Annotated in this window: 13 protein-coding genes and 5 pseudogenes; 8 read left to right on the forward strand and 10 right to left on the reverse strand. The window is 38.3% G+C overall.

Translation table 11 applies throughout. From position 1 onward, the window contains the following. From ACP6PK_RS28385 to rpmI, 8 genes and pseudogenes are all read right to left on the reverse strand, one after another. Positions 1-48 (reverse strand): annotated as a pseudogene (locus ACP6PK_RS28385) (hypothetical protein); the annotation flags it as partial. Positions 49-90: 42 nt separating this feature from the next. Continuing rightward, positions 91-162, reverse strand: a pseudogene (locus ACP6PK_RS28390) (WD40 repeat domain-containing protein); the annotation flags it as partial. Positions 163-213: 51 nt separating this feature from the next. Continuing rightward, positions 214-4,119: an nSTAND1 domain-containing NTPase gene (locus ACP6PK_RS28395; protein WP_426564731.1), complete on the reverse strand. Its 3,906-nt coding sequence runs from the start codon at positions 4,117-4,119 to the stop codon at positions 214-216. 60 nt (positions 4,120-4,179) lie between these two features. Then, positions 4,180-4,353, reverse strand: a complete 174-nt coding sequence (locus ACP6PK_RS28400; protein ID WP_426564733.1) for a hypothetical protein — start codon at positions 4,351-4,353, stop codon at positions 4,180-4,182. A gap of 496 nt (positions 4,354-4,849) precedes the next feature. Next, positions 4,850-5,449, reverse strand: coding sequence for a DUF1517 domain-containing protein (locus ACP6PK_RS28405; RefSeq protein ID WP_210407255.1), 600 nt, complete (start codon positions 5,447-5,449; stop codon positions 4,850-4,852). A gap of 373 nt (positions 5,450-5,822) precedes the next feature. Next, the gene (locus tag ACP6PK_RS28410) at positions 5,823-6,341 is read right to left on the reverse strand and encodes a tetratricopeptide repeat protein (RefSeq protein ID WP_094671993.1); all 519 of its coding nucleotides are present in this window, start codon (positions 6,339-6,341) and stop codon (positions 5,823-5,825) included. 258 nt (positions 6,342-6,599) lie between these two features. Beyond that, a complete protein-coding gene (rplT, locus tag ACP6PK_RS28415; protein WP_426564735.1) occupies positions 6,600-6,956 on the reverse strand; it encodes a 50S ribosomal protein L20 in 357 nt (118 codons plus the stop codon). A gap of 30 nt (positions 6,957-6,986) precedes the next feature. After that, entirely contained in the window at positions 6,987-7,184 is a 198-nt protein-coding gene (rpmI, locus tag ACP6PK_RS28420) for a 50S ribosomal protein L35 (RefSeq protein WP_094671995.1), read from the reverse strand. A 384-nt stretch (positions 7,185-7,568) separates the two neighbouring features. Here rpmI and scpB point away from each other — a divergent pair, with 384 nt between their 5' ends. The 4 genes from scpB to queC all read left to right on the forward strand — a co-directional run bounded on the left by scpB (position 7,569) and on the right by queC (position 10,441). Continuing rightward, entirely contained in the window at positions 7,569-8,090 is a 522-nt protein-coding gene (scpB, locus tag ACP6PK_RS28425; RefSeq protein WP_094674426.1) for an SMC-Scp complex subunit ScpB, read from the forward strand. Between the two features lie 77 nt (positions 8,091-8,167). Next, positions 8,168-8,734 carry a 5-formyltetrahydrofolate cyclo-ligase gene (locus ACP6PK_RS28430; protein WP_426564738.1) on the forward strand — a complete coding sequence of 189 codons (567 nt, stop codon included), beginning with the start codon at positions 8,168-8,170 and terminating at the stop codon, positions 8,732-8,734. 216 nt (positions 8,735-8,950) lie between these two features. Beyond that, complete coding sequence (locus ACP6PK_RS28435; protein ID WP_094674422.1) at positions 8,951-9,490, forward strand: DUF2808 domain-containing protein; 540 nt, start codon at positions 8,951-8,953, stop codon at positions 9,488-9,490. Positions 9,491-9,760: 270 nt separating this feature from the next. Further along, positions 9,761-10,441, forward strand: a complete 681-nt coding sequence (queC, locus tag ACP6PK_RS28440; RefSeq protein WP_094674428.1) for a 7-cyano-7-deazaguanine synthase QueC — start codon at positions 9,761-9,763, stop codon at positions 10,439-10,441. A gap of 9 nt (positions 10,442-10,450) precedes the next feature. Here queC and ACP6PK_RS28445 read toward each other — a convergent pair. Then, positions 10,451-10,831, reverse strand: a pseudogene (locus ACP6PK_RS28445) (transposase). A 35-nt stretch (positions 10,832-10,866) separates the two neighbouring features. Beyond that, positions 10,867-11,061, reverse strand: coding sequence for a hypothetical protein (locus ACP6PK_RS28450; protein WP_143438061.1), 195 nt, complete (start codon positions 11,059-11,061; stop codon positions 10,867-10,869). Between the two features lie 365 nt (positions 11,062-11,426). Here ACP6PK_RS28450 and ACP6PK_RS28455 point away from each other — a divergent pair. The 4 genes and pseudogenes from ACP6PK_RS28455 to ACP6PK_RS28470 all read left to right on the forward strand — a co-directional run. Continuing rightward, positions 11,427-11,932 (forward strand): annotated as a pseudogene (locus ACP6PK_RS28455) (IS5 family transposase); the annotation flags it as partial. A gap of 259 nt (positions 11,933-12,191) precedes the next feature. Beyond that, a complete protein-coding gene (locus ACP6PK_RS28460) occupies positions 12,192-12,539 on the forward strand; it encodes a hypothetical protein (RefSeq protein ID WP_426564741.1) in 348 nt (115 codons plus the stop codon). Between the two features lie 336 nt (positions 12,540-12,875). After that, positions 12,876-13,769, forward strand: coding sequence for a choice-of-anchor L domain-containing protein (locus tag ACP6PK_RS28465; protein WP_426564743.1), 894 nt, complete (start codon positions 12,876-12,878; stop codon positions 13,767-13,769). Positions 13,770-14,002: 233 nt separating this feature from the next. Further along, positions 14,003-14,146 (forward strand): annotated as a pseudogene (locus tag ACP6PK_RS28470) (choice-of-anchor L domain-containing PEP-CTERM protein); the annotation flags it as partial. Positions 14,147-15,007: the final 861 nt, after the last annotated feature.

The following is a 15,007-nucleotide window of genomic DNA, read 5'->3' on the forward strand; positions in this document are numbered from 1 at the left end:
GTTATCCAAACTCCCCGAAGCTATCAATTCCCGATTGGGGCTAAATGCTACAGCAAAGACATCATCATTGTGCCCCTTAAAGGTATCAACTCAAGTGCCATCTGTTTTCCATAGTTTGACTGTGTTATCCAAACTCCCCGAAGCTATCAATTCCCGATTGGGGCTAAATGCTACAGCATTGACATCACTATTGTGCCCCTCAAAGGTATCAACTCAAGTGCCATCTATTTTCCACAGTTTGACTGTGCCATCCCAACTCCCCGAAGCAATCAATTTTCCATCGGGGCTAAATACTACATCATAGACAGTATCATTGTGCCCGGATAAAGTCTCAACTAAAGTGCCATCTGTTTTCCACAGTTTGATCGTATTATCCTGACTCCCCGAAACAATTAATTTTCCATCGGGGCTAAATGCTACAGCAATGACAGTATCTTTGTGCTCCTGTAAAGTCTCAACTAAAGTGCCATCTGTTTTCCACAGTTTGATAGTGTTATCCTCACTCCCCGAAACAATCAATTTCCCATCGGGGCTAAATGCTACAGCATTGACATAATATTTGTGTCCCGATAAAGTCTCAACTAAAGTGCCATCTGTTTTCCACAGTTTGATCGTATTATCATAACTCCCCGAAGCAATTAATTCCCCATCCGGGCTAAATGCTACAGCCATGACAGGATTTTTGTGCCCCGGTAAAGTCTCAACTAAAGTGCCATCTGTTTTCCAGAGTTTGACTGTGCCATCCCAACTCCCCGAAGCAATCAATTCCCCATCGGGGCTAAATGCTACATCCAAGACATAATCATCGTGCCCCGGTAAAGTCTCAACTAAAGTGCCATCTGTTTTCCACAGTTTGATAGTGTTATCCTCACTCCCCGAAACAATCAATTTCCCATCGGGGCTAAATGCTACATCCAAGACATAATCATCGTGCCCCGGTAAAGTCTCAACTAAAGTGCCATCTGTTTTCCACAGTTTGATAGTGTTATCCTCACTCCCCGAAACAATCAATTTCCCATCGGGGCTAAATGCTACATCCAAGACATCATCATTGTGCCCTCGTAAACTATTAACTTCTTTCCTTCCTTGCCAGTAAACGATTTGTCGGAGTAGGTTTTTACCTTGTTTCTGAATAGCCTCATCCTTTGTTACTTGTAATTTTTGAATAAATTTTAGCACATCCATCTGTACTTCTAAGCTAGAGTCTAAGCGGGATTTTAATGTAGCTATTTCAGCTCTGAGATTAGCATTTGTTTCTCCAACAACAGCCCGACGCCACTGCCACACCGCCCCCACAGCAAACACCGACACCGCCATCAAACCACTCACTAACCCCAATATCGTCTTTCGCCTACCCAGTCGTTTTTCCTCTTCCTGCCGTTGACGCAACGCCATCCCCGCTTCAATAAACTGCTGAGTCAACTCAGACAACTCATCACCATACTTAATATAAAGTTCTTCCGCATTCTGCAACGCTACACCCCGCAGCAAAAAATCATCCACTCGCCCATGTTGCACCCACTTCTTAGCATCCTGCTCTATCTGTCGTTGCTGTTGTAGTCGACTTCTATTTTTCTCCAACCACCAACGTAAAGTTGTCCAATGACGAATTAAGATTTCGTGAGCAACTTCCACAGTAATTTCTAATTCCCCTAAATTCTCCTCAACAGACTCAGCAACATTCTCCTCCACATTTTCACCCTTTTCTCCAGACTCAACATTCCCACCAACAACAATTAACCGCGCATCACTCAACTGTTGCAACACAGACTCCACCTTCTCCTTCCCATACTTCTTACCCAACAACTCCGACTTCAACACCCGACGGCGAGTATCCTTCCCCTCCTCTCCCAACTGCACCAACTCCAGAAAAATAAACTGAGCGCAACTCTCCTCCTCCCTATGCAAACCCCGCCTCACATCCTCCGCTTTATTTTCCAACACCTCCTTAAAACCACCAATTTCCTCCTGATAAACCTGCAAACTCAACATTCCATCCCGGCGCTTTTCCCACAACTCCCGCAAAACAAACTGCAACAAAGGCAAACCACCCAACTCTTCCTGCACTTCATCCAACAATACATCCACCAAACCAGACTCCACCTTTAACCCCACCTTCTCAGCAGGTTTAACTATAGCGTCTCGATATTCCTGCTCCTGCAAATTCGGCGACACCAACATCAAATTCTCCTGCACCAAAACCTCCAACTCTGGCACCTCCAAACAATTACCAATAAAATCATCCCGCAACGTTATTATCAACCTCAACTTATCCGACGTTTCCCGCAAAGCACCCAACAGCAAATTCAGAAACTCCAAACGTTCGTTTTCAGCAGTCAAAGTAAATAATTCCTCAAACTGATCCACCACCAAAACCACCATCGGTTCCACCCGACGACGCAACCACAAAACCAACCATTCCACACCCAAATGCAACGAACCCTCCTTTTCATCAACCTTCCCATCAGTTGCCAATACCTGAGCTAAAGCATTTATCGGCGTTGCACCAGGGCGAAAACAACCACACCAACATTTACCAGGCGGTTGCTTCCCCGCCGCCAGTTGTGGCAAAACACCAGCTTGCACCACGGAAGACTTTCCACTACCCGAAGCACCAACCACCGCCAAAAACGAACTATCCCGCAACCTTGCCAAAATCTCCTGTATCAGCTTTTGCCTACCAAAAAAGAACTCCGCATCCTGTAGACGAAACGCCTCCAAACCCTTGTAAGGGCAGATATTAGCATCAAAAATTGTATTAGTTGCCTCCCCAGGAAGCAAAATATCAATAGCATTTCCAGACAAAAAAGTTGTAATAGGCAACCGTTGCTGCAACTCAATAACCAACCCCGCAACAGTCAAACCATGTCGAGCATTTCCGAATATTTTCACCAATTCTTGAGAAAACTCTAACGACGAGGAAGCAATAATACATTGAGACTTATTCTTTTCTTGGTGCAAATATTCCACCCATTGAGTCAGCACATCATTTTCAGCATTAGGAAAATCAAGAATAATTACCTGTTGACGCACCTGGGAACTCCATAATTTTCTCTGCAACCAAAAACAACTAATACGCACCCCATCCCCCAAAACCAGATAATGTTCCTGCTCATCATCATCATTAATAATAGTTTCAACCTCACCGCGGATGTAGAAAAAGGCTGTTTCCAACTCCAACTCGCCCTTTCCCAAGGGTGGTTGGGGAGGCTCAATTTCTAACTCCCCCCTTTCAAAGGGGGGCTGGGGGGGATTAATATTCAAACATTCCAATATTCCGCCTTTTACATCTTGCCAAGAGCGGTTTGTTTGCGGCCAATATCCCACAGTAAAATCACCCCGACTGTGCAAAACACCTGATAAAGAAACAGTCTCCTCACATTCTGCCAAACCATTAATAATTACAGCCTGTCGCCGACTATTTTCATAACTATTAATGGGCACAATTCCTAATACAAACTCTCCCGCTCCTTCCACAATTCTTAGAGGAATTTGTGCTGGAGATTCCGACTGAATATTTGATTCACCACGATTAGCTTTTTGTTGATTAGTCAAACGAATTTGCTGATTAGTTTTATCAATATATTCCAAAGTGCGATTATAGACATATTTATATAAACTATCCGCCTCAATAACTCCCAACTTATCCGCAGCCTGACCCAAAAAACCTTGAATCAAATAATAAGTAAATAATCCATGTTTTAAATTTTTCCATTCTCTAGATTGTTCATATTTATCGCAAGACAAAAGGGCATAAAAACCTTTACTTTTAGCAGCCCTTTGCCAAAATAATTCAATTAATTGTGGAGCAATACTAGGTATTTCAGATTCAGATAATTTCTTACCTTGAGACAAATCCTGAAAATTAATACTTGTTCCACCACTATGACAAGCATCAATAAAAATCAATTGATATTTAGCACCACTTTCTGCCAACTTTTGCAGAATTTCTGCCACAGGCAAACCCGTTGTAGTTAAATTATTAGTTTGAGTATTTTTCAGACATAATATTGGTTGTTGAGTTTGTTTGTCTAAAAAACCATGACCGGAAAAATAAATTAAAATAGTATCTTCTTTAGTTGCTTGAGTGACTAACTTTTCTAAGCTATTTTTTACCACATCAAGCAGAGGAGATTCAGGAGTATTATCGTGATGGATAATAATAGTTTTATTAGTGAATCATTTTGTAGATGATTCTAATGCTGCCTTTAATTCCTGACAATCATTAACACAATAATTAAGGTTATTTATTCTGGTGTCATCATATTGATTAATTCCTACTAAAAGAATTAAAAGTTTAGCTTCACCAGTTTTAAGTTTTTCTACATTAGAATTACCTACTGATTTCGGCATATATTATTCTCCTCGAATAAGTCTTGACTGCTATAGCAATATCGAATGATTTGTGAGAAAAAACTGTAGAGGTTTGGTTGACAAATCCCTTGGCACTTGGGTTTGGAGACCAAACCCCTACAATAAAATCTTACAACCTATTTAGGATTGCTATACAATATATACGATGACAATCATAAAAATTATTCAAATTGAGGATAATTATAATTAACCATATTAAAACTTTGTAGGGTGCGTTAGTGGAACGAAGTGGAGCGTAACGCACCATTTTCATGTTGCTGGTGCGTTACGCTATCGCTTTTTCCTGACGGAATGCTCCGCAAACATGTCGCGTAGCGAAACAGCACCCTACTGGACTCTACTCAAATCAAATATTTGAACACCATTTTTGATGTTACTGTAGGGACGTTTCGCTATGCGACATGAAACGCATTTTTGTTATCCAACGTCCCTACTTTGCGATCTACTTAAATAAAATGTTTTAGCTGAAATAATATTACAAAGGAATTAATTCAGAAAAATTAACTAATAATTGTTCATTATCCAATTCATCCCCTAAACGTGCTGGAGAAAAATGTATTTGAATACCCCGCAACTTTTCTTGATAATGTAAATTAATCAAAGCTTTTAATGCTTCAGTCATCGCCCCCATACTCGCCAAGTCAGTTTCAATGTCTGGCACTTCTCCCTCAAAAGCAACTGTTATCATTACCACTAAATTACCAGTGGGAGGCAAAGTTAACGGTTCGTTATCTTCCCCATAGTCATCATTTTCCCCAGAACTTAGGTAGCGTTGAGCAGAGTCTGTAAACAATTCATCAAAAAAGTCTCCCGCTTCTCCCTCATTCCAAATAACATCTCCCTCATTTGCAGCAGACTGCCAATAGATATTATATTGTAGGAGACTTTGACAGACTTCAACCAGTCTTTCCCCCACTACTTCCAAGTCACCTTCTGATGCAACCGCTTCCCTAACAGCTCTATTCAAAACACCCAATAAAGGCGTTACCTCCGAACCCGCTAAGTGAATAAATAAACGAGACACAACAAATCTCGTTTTGCCTGTAAATTTATTTAAACTATCTTGCCAACCCATAATTTTACCTGCCAATTAATTAAGTCAAAAATCAAAAGTCAAAAGTAAGAAATTCAGGACTTACGCAGGCGGACCGAGAAACCGGGTTTTTTCGTCAATATTTATTGTTAAAAACAACGATTTATCCTAAAAACCCGGTTTCTTTGCGTAAGTCCTCAAATTGATTATTTCTACACGGTAATTTATTTGACTTTCAGTTTTATATCATCAGGACTTACGCAAAAAATGAAATTATACACCATCTGTAGGGGCGAATGGCCATTCGCCCCTACTAGATCATAGTGCTTCTGCGTAAGTCCTGATCATGTGTCTTGCCGCGCTAAAGCGCAACTACGAGCTAATAATTTTTACTTCTAAATTCTAAATTATAAATTTAAGAACGTTTCCTCATAGATTCTGCACGTCTTTTCGCAGTATCATTTTTTGAGTCATATTTCAGTGCTGACTCATAAGCTTCTAATGCTTGGGCAGTTAATTTTTTCTTCTCATAAGCATGACCCAAATTATTGTAAGCTGTTACATAATTAGGAGCTATTTTTAATGCTTCTTTATACTGCCTAATTGAAATATCATATTGCTCTTGAGAGAAGTAAGCAAAACCAAGAGCATTATAAACTTTCGGAAAATCTTCTACATTCTCTTCGTCTTTTAATCTCAGAGCTTTTTGAAATAATTCAATTGCCTGAACATACAATTTTTTTTCTAAATATATACTAGCAAGCTGATAATATTCATCTACTGTTCCCTGTTCTTTTGTCAATTTATTTTTCAAGTTAGAAAGCTGACCTTCTGTTTTCCTCGTCTTCGTAATCTGACGAATAATAAATATAGCTGTTATTGACAATAATATTAGCAGTATTAATAAGTATAAAACTGGTAGAGTGCTATCCATAATCTTTACCCAGGATTAATGTTTATTGTAGGTCGTGGTGCATTTTCATTAATTAATACTGATATTGATAATGAATAATGAAAATATCTCTAATTATCAATTACAACGGATTCCAACAGGCAATATGTCTGTGCGACAAAGGTTTTTATTTTGTTGTACCTTACATACCTGGAATTTGCTGTATCTATATAATCACCTTTGGGGATTAATTATTAATTATCAATTATCCATTATCAATTATCAATTATCCATTATCAATTATCCATTAGCTTTACCTGCCAACTCCACAACTTTTGCAAAAGTTTCAGGATCTAAAACTGCTAATTGTGCTAACATTTTACGGTTAATTTCAATATTGGCTTTTTTCATATTGCCAATTAATTGACTATAGCTTGTACCTTGTTGACGAGCTGCTGCATTGATCCGGGCAATCCATAAACGGCGAAAGTCCCGTTTCCGTTTCCGGCGATCGCGATAAGCATTGCGTAACGCCTGCATTACTCGTTGGTTAGCAACTTTAAATAGTCTGGACTGTGCCCCTCTAAATCCTTTAGCTAGCTTCAGAATTTTGTTACGGCGTTTTCGGGCAACATTACCTCTTTTAACTCTCGGCATAATTTTTCTCCTAACCTAAAATTTTATACTTTATAAATAAGGAAGCATTAGACGTACATTTTCTTCATTAGTCTCATGGACAAGAGCCATTTTCGACATATCGTTCTTGCGAGTAGAGCTTTTATGCTCCAAAAGATGACTCTTGAAGGCTTTACGACGTTTGATTTTGCCACTGCCTGTGGCTTTAAATCGTCTTGCTGCTGATTTGCGAGTTTTTAGTTTTGGCATGGACTTACGCTAATTTTACACACAAGCTTTTATAATACCATAAATTTTGTTAAAATCAAATACCCCAATTTAGAATTTAGAATTCAGAAGTTAAATTATTGTTCTGGCTATATTTGAGATTTAGAATTGAGAATTTAGAACTCAGAAGTTAAATTATTGTTGTAACTATAAACCTTAATTATTTACTAAGAAAGAAGGAAAAAAATATAAAATTTTATTGCTCAATCAAATCAATAACTTTATAGAAAAAACAAATATTTATAAAGTTGGTATTAAAGGGAATATATGATAGAAAAAATTAGGTGAGAAAACTTCACTGTTTCTTGATTAGCTAAGTTTTTTGACCAAAATACAATAAAATTATGGTAAGGGTAATGATATTAAATGTATAGTCTTTCTAGTAAAATTGAGGCAATTTTATATCTCAAGGGACAACCCCTCTCTATTTCTGAAATTTCTGAAATTGCCAAGTGCGAGCGTGGCCAAGTCAAAGATGCTTTAATTGAATTAATGTCAGAATATGCTCATCGACATACTGCTTTAGAGGTTGTTGAAACAGAAAAAGGCTATAGTCTTCAACTCAAACCAACTTTTAGTGAGTTGATAGAAAGCTTGATTCAACCAGAATTAGGAGTGGGCGCTTTGAGGACTTTAGCAGCGATCGCTCTAAAAGGAGGTATTACCCAATCAGAATTAGTAGATATTCGTGGTTCGGGTATCTATCAGCACGTTCCTGAACTGGTAAGTTTAGGCTTTATCCGTAAACGTCGTCAAAAGGAATCTCGTTCTTATTGGTTACAAGTCACAGATAAGTTTCATCAATATTTCCAACTCGATCAACTACCTCAACAATTATCACTAGACCTGCTTTCTATATCTAATAGTAATGAAAATGAAGAAGAATAATCTAATCGCACCCTTATTCATCAATTCTTTCCCCCTACTCCCTACTCCCTACTCCCTACTCCCTCTTTAACAGATTAATGCTTAAAAAAGAATTAAGAAAATCATTATTAAAAAAACGTCGGTCTATGGCTGAGACAGAATGGAAAGAAAAGAGCGATCGCCTATGTCTTAACTTACAAAATTTCTCTCTATTCCAAACAGCTAAAACTGTTTTAGCTTACTTTAGTTTCCGTCAGGAACCAGACCTGAGTTTATTATTTACAAATGAACAGGAAAAAAAATTTTTTGCTAGTAAAACTTGGGGTTTTCCAAGGTGTGTAGAAAAGTCTCTATATTGGCATATTTGGCAACCAGAAAATTCTCTACAAAAAGGTGCTTATGGTATTCTAGAACCAGAATTAAATGCTCCATTATTAAAGTCATCAGAAGTAGATTTAATTTTAGTTCCTGCTGTTGCTTGTAATGTTAATAATTATCGTTTAGGATATGGTGGAGGTTTTTATGACCGGATGCTAAGTCAGCAAGAATGGGCATCAAAACCTACTATTGGGATTATATTTGAATTGGCTTATTTACAAGATTTACCTATAGATTCCTGGGATAAACCTCTTGATTTTGTTTGTACAGAAAATGGTATAAAGTAGCATTCAGCATTCAGCATTCAGCATTCAGCGGTCAGCGGTCAGCTATTACCTTTGTTAGGAAAAGCAATTGATATAGCCATAAGAAATGATTGGTAAAAAAAAATGTAGGGATTTGGTCTCCAAACCCAATAAAAAATGGGATTTGGAGACCAAACCCCTAGGATAAAATATGACCGAATAATTAAGAATTAATAATTAAATGATTCAGGTTAAAATATGAAAAAGTTTTCCTTATTTCTTTTGCCTTTTTTATTATTTATCACTCCCACTTTAGGAATTCAGACAAAAGATGGTACAGTTTATTTTGCCCAACCACCTCGTCTAGTTAAAGCAGTAACTACCCGAAGTGACACTTATGTCTGGGGCGCTACCTATTACTTTACTCTCAACTTATTGCCTGATGCTGGAGTACCACTAAAACAGGTGACAATTAGCAAAACTGAAGGTCCTGATAATATTAGATATAATCCCAAAAAAATAATTGCCTTTGAAGGAACCCATCGGGATAAAGGTCAACAGTTGACAGTGGAGGAAGTAGCGATCGATAAAAAAACTAATACCATCTCAGTAATTCTCAATCCTCCAGTACCTCCAGGCAAAACTTTTACTATTGGTTTGCGTCCAGTGCGAACTCCTAGATATGGAGGAATATATTTATTTGGAGTGACTGCTTTTCCTCTCGGAGAAAAACCTCATGGTCATTTTCTTGGTTATGGTAGACTTCATTTTTACGATGGTTCTGATAGTTATGATTGAAGTAGGACTTAGCACTCAGCTATTAGCTATCAGCTTTTAGAAGTTCGGGGTAAAATATCCTGCTTCTATTCTACATCATTTCTTTCTTTACCTAATCCCTAATTAGGGATTGATATCATGGGGAAGGGTTTGGAGACCAAACCCCTACAATTCTAGAAACCCTAATTCCTGCTCTGTTTGATACAAAGAGTAATTCTAGTTTCAGTTACAATAAGTTGATTATCAAAACACTTAATGTTGGTCAGTAGACCAAATGAAATATACAGAAAAATGAAAGCAGTTATTTTATTATCAGGAGGATTAGATTCCTCAACGGTTTTGTATCAAGCAAAAGCAGATGGTTGTGAATGTTATGCTATTTCTTTTGACTATCAACAACGCCACCGTCGCGAGTTAGAGTCAGCTAAAAAAATTGCTGATGCTGTGGGTGTCATACAACATCATGTTGTAAATTTTGACTTAAGATTATGGGGAGGTTCGGCATTAACTGATAATCAAATTGATTTGCCTAGCGATCGCTCGGTTGAAGAGATGTCAGAAAATATTCCTATTACTTATGTTCCGGCGCGGAATACTATTTTTCTGAGTTTTGCTCTTGCTTATGCTGAGGTTGTGAATGCGGGTCGGGTTTATATTGGGGTAAATGCTTTAGACTATTCCGGTTATCCAGACTGTCGCCCTGACTATATTCAAGCAATGCAAGAGGTATTTCGACTGGGAACTAAACAGGGTAGAGAGGGAGAAGCGATCGCTATTGTTGCGCCACTTCTGGAGATGAAAAAAACTGAGATTATTCAATTGGGGAATAGTTTAGGAGTTCCTTGGGAAAAAACCTGGTCGTGTTATGCGGGTGGAGAGAAACCTTGTGGTGTATGTGATTCTTGTCGGTTGCGGTTGACTGCTTTTGAGGAGTTGGGGTTAAGCGATCCGCTGATGATAATGGATAATTGATAATTAGGTTCAGTAGGGTGCGTTTTGCTGGCGCATAACTCCGTTAACACTGCCGGACATGTTTTGCATTCTGCAAAGCTTTCCTATCGGAATGCTCCGCAAACGTAACGTATGATTGATTTCTTTCCATACTCCACTGCGTTGCCAACGATAAAAATATGTAGCTACGGTCTGCCAAGGTGGTAAATCATGAGGAAGTGCCCGTCATGTACAGCCGTTGTGTAAAGCAACGAAAATACCATTAATAACTTCTGTTGTATCGACACTTCCAGACCTACCACCAGAATGGGGTGGAGGAATCAGGGGCCTGAAAATTTCCCACTGTTCATTGGTTAGGTCACTGGGATAGTTTTTTCTTTCCATAGGAGGGAAAATCATTACAATTATCATTGTCTTACCTTTTGCGTTATGGCGATCGCTTTCCCTTACAAAACTTTACAAACAGTCTCTAATTCAGTTGTATAAGTTTCAACCCGAACTACTTCCCAATCTCCTTGTTTATAATGAGTGCTGTAACCATGAATATTGGGGTCGTGTTCAGAGGAAACTTGAACATATTCGGTAAAGCGATCGCCTACTTGGGGAATAGGGCGATCGCTCTTATCCCAATTTTCTTGCATAATTTTAGTCAAAGCCTGTGTGTGCTGAAGTTTTCTGCCCTTCCAGTGAGGCTGGTTTGTATCCGCCTTATAAACTTCCATTTACGCATACAAATTCTGCGGCTTCAATAATTAACAATTAATAATTATCTCTCCCTAAAATGGAGAGGATTGAGTCAAAGAAAAAAATCTTGTTTTCTTTTCAAGGGGATGTTTTTCACCTGAATTGTTGAATTATTAACTATTAATTACAAAGAAAGACTATCTCCCTAGCCGACTCGCTCTTCAATTATTAATTATCAATTATTAATGGCTTTGTTGCACAAAGACAACAAATAGGGTAAAAATGACATTGCATGGAACAATAAACCTACACTAATGTAGATATGAGTAAATCCAAGTCTAAGTCCAATTCTAAGTACCGAGTTAGTAACTGGTCTGAATATGATGCCTCCTTAAAACAAAGAGGGAGTCTCACATTTTGGCTACATGATGAAGTAATAGAGCAGTGGGTAAACAATAGCGAAAACTGGACGTAGGGGAGCATCAAATACCTATAGTGACACAGCTATTAAATTTATGGTGACTATACAATCACTGTTTAGTCTGGCCGGACGACAGACGCTTATGTTTTGTCGAATCTATATTTCAATTGATAGACTTAGATTTACCAGTACCAGACCATAGTACTATATCCCGTCCCTTGCAAAAACTGAATGTTCAACTGCCAGTTATGCCAACCAATGAAGCCATTCATGTGGTAGTAGACTCTACAGGGGTAAAAGTTTACGGGGAGGGTGAATGGAAAACAAGAGCTCATGGTGTGAGTAAACGGCGTACATGGCGTAAATTACATTTAGGAGTTCCGGAGGCCACAGGGGAGATTGTCAGTGGGGTAGTGACTACCAATGACTTCATTAATTGATAATTGATAATGGATAATTGATAATTACCTCTGGTTAAAACCGTTCTTGATTGAAGATAAGGAAATATTATTTCTTTCTTTCCCCTTAAAAGGGGAGGCTTTAAACCAGAATTATTTAATTATTAATTATTAATAATTAATAATTCGGTAAGTGTCTCCCTTGTATTTTCTGACCTGTTAGATGGAGTAGATGGTGTTGTAGCCCAAGTATCAGGAGACGGAGCCTATGACAAGTATAAGTGTTACCAGAAAGCTAGGGAACGAGGAGCAAAGCCAACGATTCCACCCAGAAAAAAATGCGGTAATAGGTCAACATGGCAACTGTAAATGCCCACCTCATCCCAGGGATGAAAACCTCAGAAGAATAAGAATTGTAGGACGCAAGAAATGGAAACGTGAATGTGGCTACCATCGACGCTCCTTATCTGTTTGCGTAGCATTCCGAAGGAAAACTACTATGTTTAGGCTCAAAGTAATATTTGGAGGGAAGTTGCGACGACGAAAATTTGATGCTCAGGCAGTGGAGCTATTCATACAATGTGCACGGCACGAACAGTATGATTCAAACAGGTAAGCCCAAAAGCTACAAAGTTGAAATCTAGTTAACTTCCAGTCAGGCGGATTTCTGCGTTGGCGGAGCAAGTGCGGCAGCTATATCGCAACATTCATGCAACAAAGCCCGCTGTAATTGCAAGTTTGAGCTGGAAAAAAACACCAAATGTAATTTTCTACGAGTCATTGTGTATTTTTTGGCACGTCCATTAGCACAACAACATTTTTTGTGAGAGCTTATTCACATTTTTACCATTCATCCAGAAATCCACTGATAATAAAAACATGGTTGAGGAGAAAACAAAAAACACTCCATAAACCAAATGTCAACATCTACTTTTTCACGGAAAATCACGCCATGACTATTTCACAATTCATCAAAAAAATTTCCATGACTGTTGCCGGAACTGCTATCGTTGCCCTGGGTAATACCACAACTGCTCAAGCAATTTCCATTACTCCTACCAGCAATGGCAATGATTTAGTTCAGGAAATCCTCGGTAATGGTATTACAATTGTACCAAATTCTATTAACTACACTGGTGCTGCTGGTGCTGCGGGAATTTTCACTGACGGATTATCATCTGATATTGGCATTGATCGTGGTATTATTCTGACTACAGGTTCAGCACTTGATGCTGAAGGTCCCAATGATTCTCCCCACACAACTACTCCAAATGGCTTACCTGGAGATTCTGATTTAGACGGGTTGATTCCTGGATCTAGCACTCAGGATGCAACTGTTCTGGAATTTGACTTTCACACTGAAGGAGGTGATGTTTTATTCAATTATGTATTTGCCTCGGAAGAGTACATCGAATATACAAACTCTGAATTCAATGATGTCTTCGCTTTCTTCCTAAATGGAGAGAATCTAGCTCTGATTCCTGATACATCTACTCCAGTTTCTATTAATACAGTGAATGGGGGTTTCCCGCTGGGAAGTAATGCTAGTAATCCAGAATATTTCAAGAATAATGACTTAGACAATGGTGGCGGTGATTTGGATATTGAGTATGATGGTTTGACTACTGTCTTGACTTTTGAAGCTCGGGGATTAAGTGCGGGAACTCATAGAATGAAGTTGGCGATCGCTGATGTGGCAGATGATCGGGTTGATTCAGCGGTGTTTATTGAAGCAAAAAGTTTGGTTACTAAAAAAGTGCCTGAACCTTCTGTATTAATAGGGTTATTAGCTGTTGGTTTTGCTGGTTCATTGCTTGGGAAAAAATCAATCAAGTCCGATAATTAATTTCTCAAATTTAGAAAAATTTTTCCTTGCGGTCATCATCACATAATATTTCAATAGAACTCATCGCGTTCGCTGATCTGTTTCACTAATTTATCTAGCAAACTTCACATATTATCAAGATCCAGATCACAGCATAAATCAGGAAAATTACGGATGATAGAAATATCTTGAGGATAAGATAAAAAACTCAAGATACCGATATCAATATCTACTTGTTCAGGGAAAATCACGCCATGACTATTTCACAATTCATCAAAAAAATTTCCATGACTGTTGCCGGAACTGCTATCGTTGCCCTTGGTGGGACCACTACTGCTGAAGCAATTTCCATTACTCCTACCAGCAATGGCAATGATTTAGTTCAGGAAATTCTTGGCAGAAGATTAGATTTTTCACTAAATAGATTGAAAAAAAATCGCTATAAGCCTTACGAAGCAATAACTTAAGTTTTTATACACTACAAGGATTTTAAATAGCGATCGCTATTTAAAATTATTCAAGAATCGCACCTCATGCTTTTTATGTCTTTAAATATAGCGCTACGCATTAAGGTTAGGACATTTCTAAATCCTGTTTGCGTAGCATTCCGTAGGAAAATCCTTTAGCAGCTTGCTGTTCCATGTTACCTAGCGCGTAGCGCTATAAATAGACATTTTCCAATCTTAAATATTCGTGTTCTCAACTCCTTGTAGAGACCTTCCATGGAAGGTCTCTGTTTTTTTGCATTATGTTTATTTTGACTGATTTTGGCAAAATCCAAGCCTTTTTTCGAGGGAGATTTCGGTGCCTAACACAATGACTTTAATTAGTCCAAAGTTAATGATAACAATACTTTTGATGACTCTTTAGCATGACTTTTTGGCATTTTTTCTTGCGATCATGATCACACAATAGTTCAATAAAGCTCATCATGATCGCTGATATGTTTCACTAATTTAACTAGCAAACTTCACACATCATCAAGATCAAGATCACACCATGACTCAGGAAAATTACGGATGATAGAAATATCTTGAGGATAAGATAACAAACTCAAGCAACCGATATCAATATCTACTTTTTTAGGAAAAATTAAGCCATGAATATTTCAGGGAAAATCTCAATCTCTACCGTCAACAACGAGCTACCTATTGCCCAGGACGACATTGCTAGCACCGATGCAGAAGTTATACTTGATAGATACAATGTACTCAATGATAATGGTCATGGAGAAGACACAGACCCAGACAACGACGAAT

Source organism: Dapis hubbardiae BLCC-M172, assembly GCF_050016015.1.
Lineage (GTDB): Bacteria > Cyanobacteriota > Cyanobacteriia > Cyanobacteriales > Microcoleaceae > Trichodesmium.

Bases quoted from the DNA above. Each gene is read 5' to 3' on its own strand.
- ACP6PK_RS28400 (WP_426564733.1), bottom strand. From the start codon at position 4,353: ATGCCGAAATCAGTAGGTAATTCTAATGTAGAAAAACTTAAAACTGGT.
- ACP6PK_RS28405 (WP_210407255.1), bottom strand. From the start codon at position 5,449: ATGGGTTGGCAAGATAGTTTAAATAAATTTACAGGCAAAACGAGATTT.
- ACP6PK_RS28410 (WP_094671993.1), bottom strand. From the start codon at position 6,341: ATGGATAGCACTCTACCAGTTTTATACTTATTAATACTGCTAATATTA.
- rplT (WP_426564735.1), bottom strand. From the start codon at position 6,956: ATGCCGAGAGTTAAAAGAGGTAATGTTGCCCGAAAACGCCGTAACAAA.
- rpmI (WP_094671995.1), bottom strand. From the start codon at position 7,184: ATGCCAAAACTAAAAACTCGCAAATCAGCAGCAAGACGATTTAAAGCC.
- scpB (WP_094674426.1), top strand. From the start codon at position 7,569: ATGTATAGTCTTTCTAGTAAAATTGAGGCAATTTTATATCTCAAGGGA.
- ACP6PK_RS28430 (WP_426564738.1), top strand. From the start codon at position 8,168: ATGCTTAAAAAAGAATTAAGAAAATCATTATTAAAAAAACGTCGGTCT.
- ACP6PK_RS28435 (WP_094674422.1), top strand. From the start codon at position 8,951: ATGAAAAAGTTTTCCTTATTTCTTTTGCCTTTTTTATTATTTATCACT.
- queC (WP_094674428.1), top strand. From the start codon at position 9,761: ATGAAAGCAGTTATTTTATTATCAGGAGGATTAGATTCCTCAACGGTT.
- ACP6PK_RS28450 (WP_143438061.1), bottom strand. From the start codon at position 11,061: ATGCAAGAAAATTGGGATAAGAGCGATCGCCCTATTCCCCAAGTAGGC.
- ACP6PK_RS28460 (WP_426564741.1), top strand. From the start codon at position 12,192: ATGACAAGTATAAGTGTTACCAGAAAGCTAGGGAACGAGGAGCAAAGC.
- ACP6PK_RS28465 (WP_426564743.1), top strand. From the start codon at position 12,876: ATGACTATTTCACAATTCATCAAAAAAATTTCCATGACTGTTGCCGGA.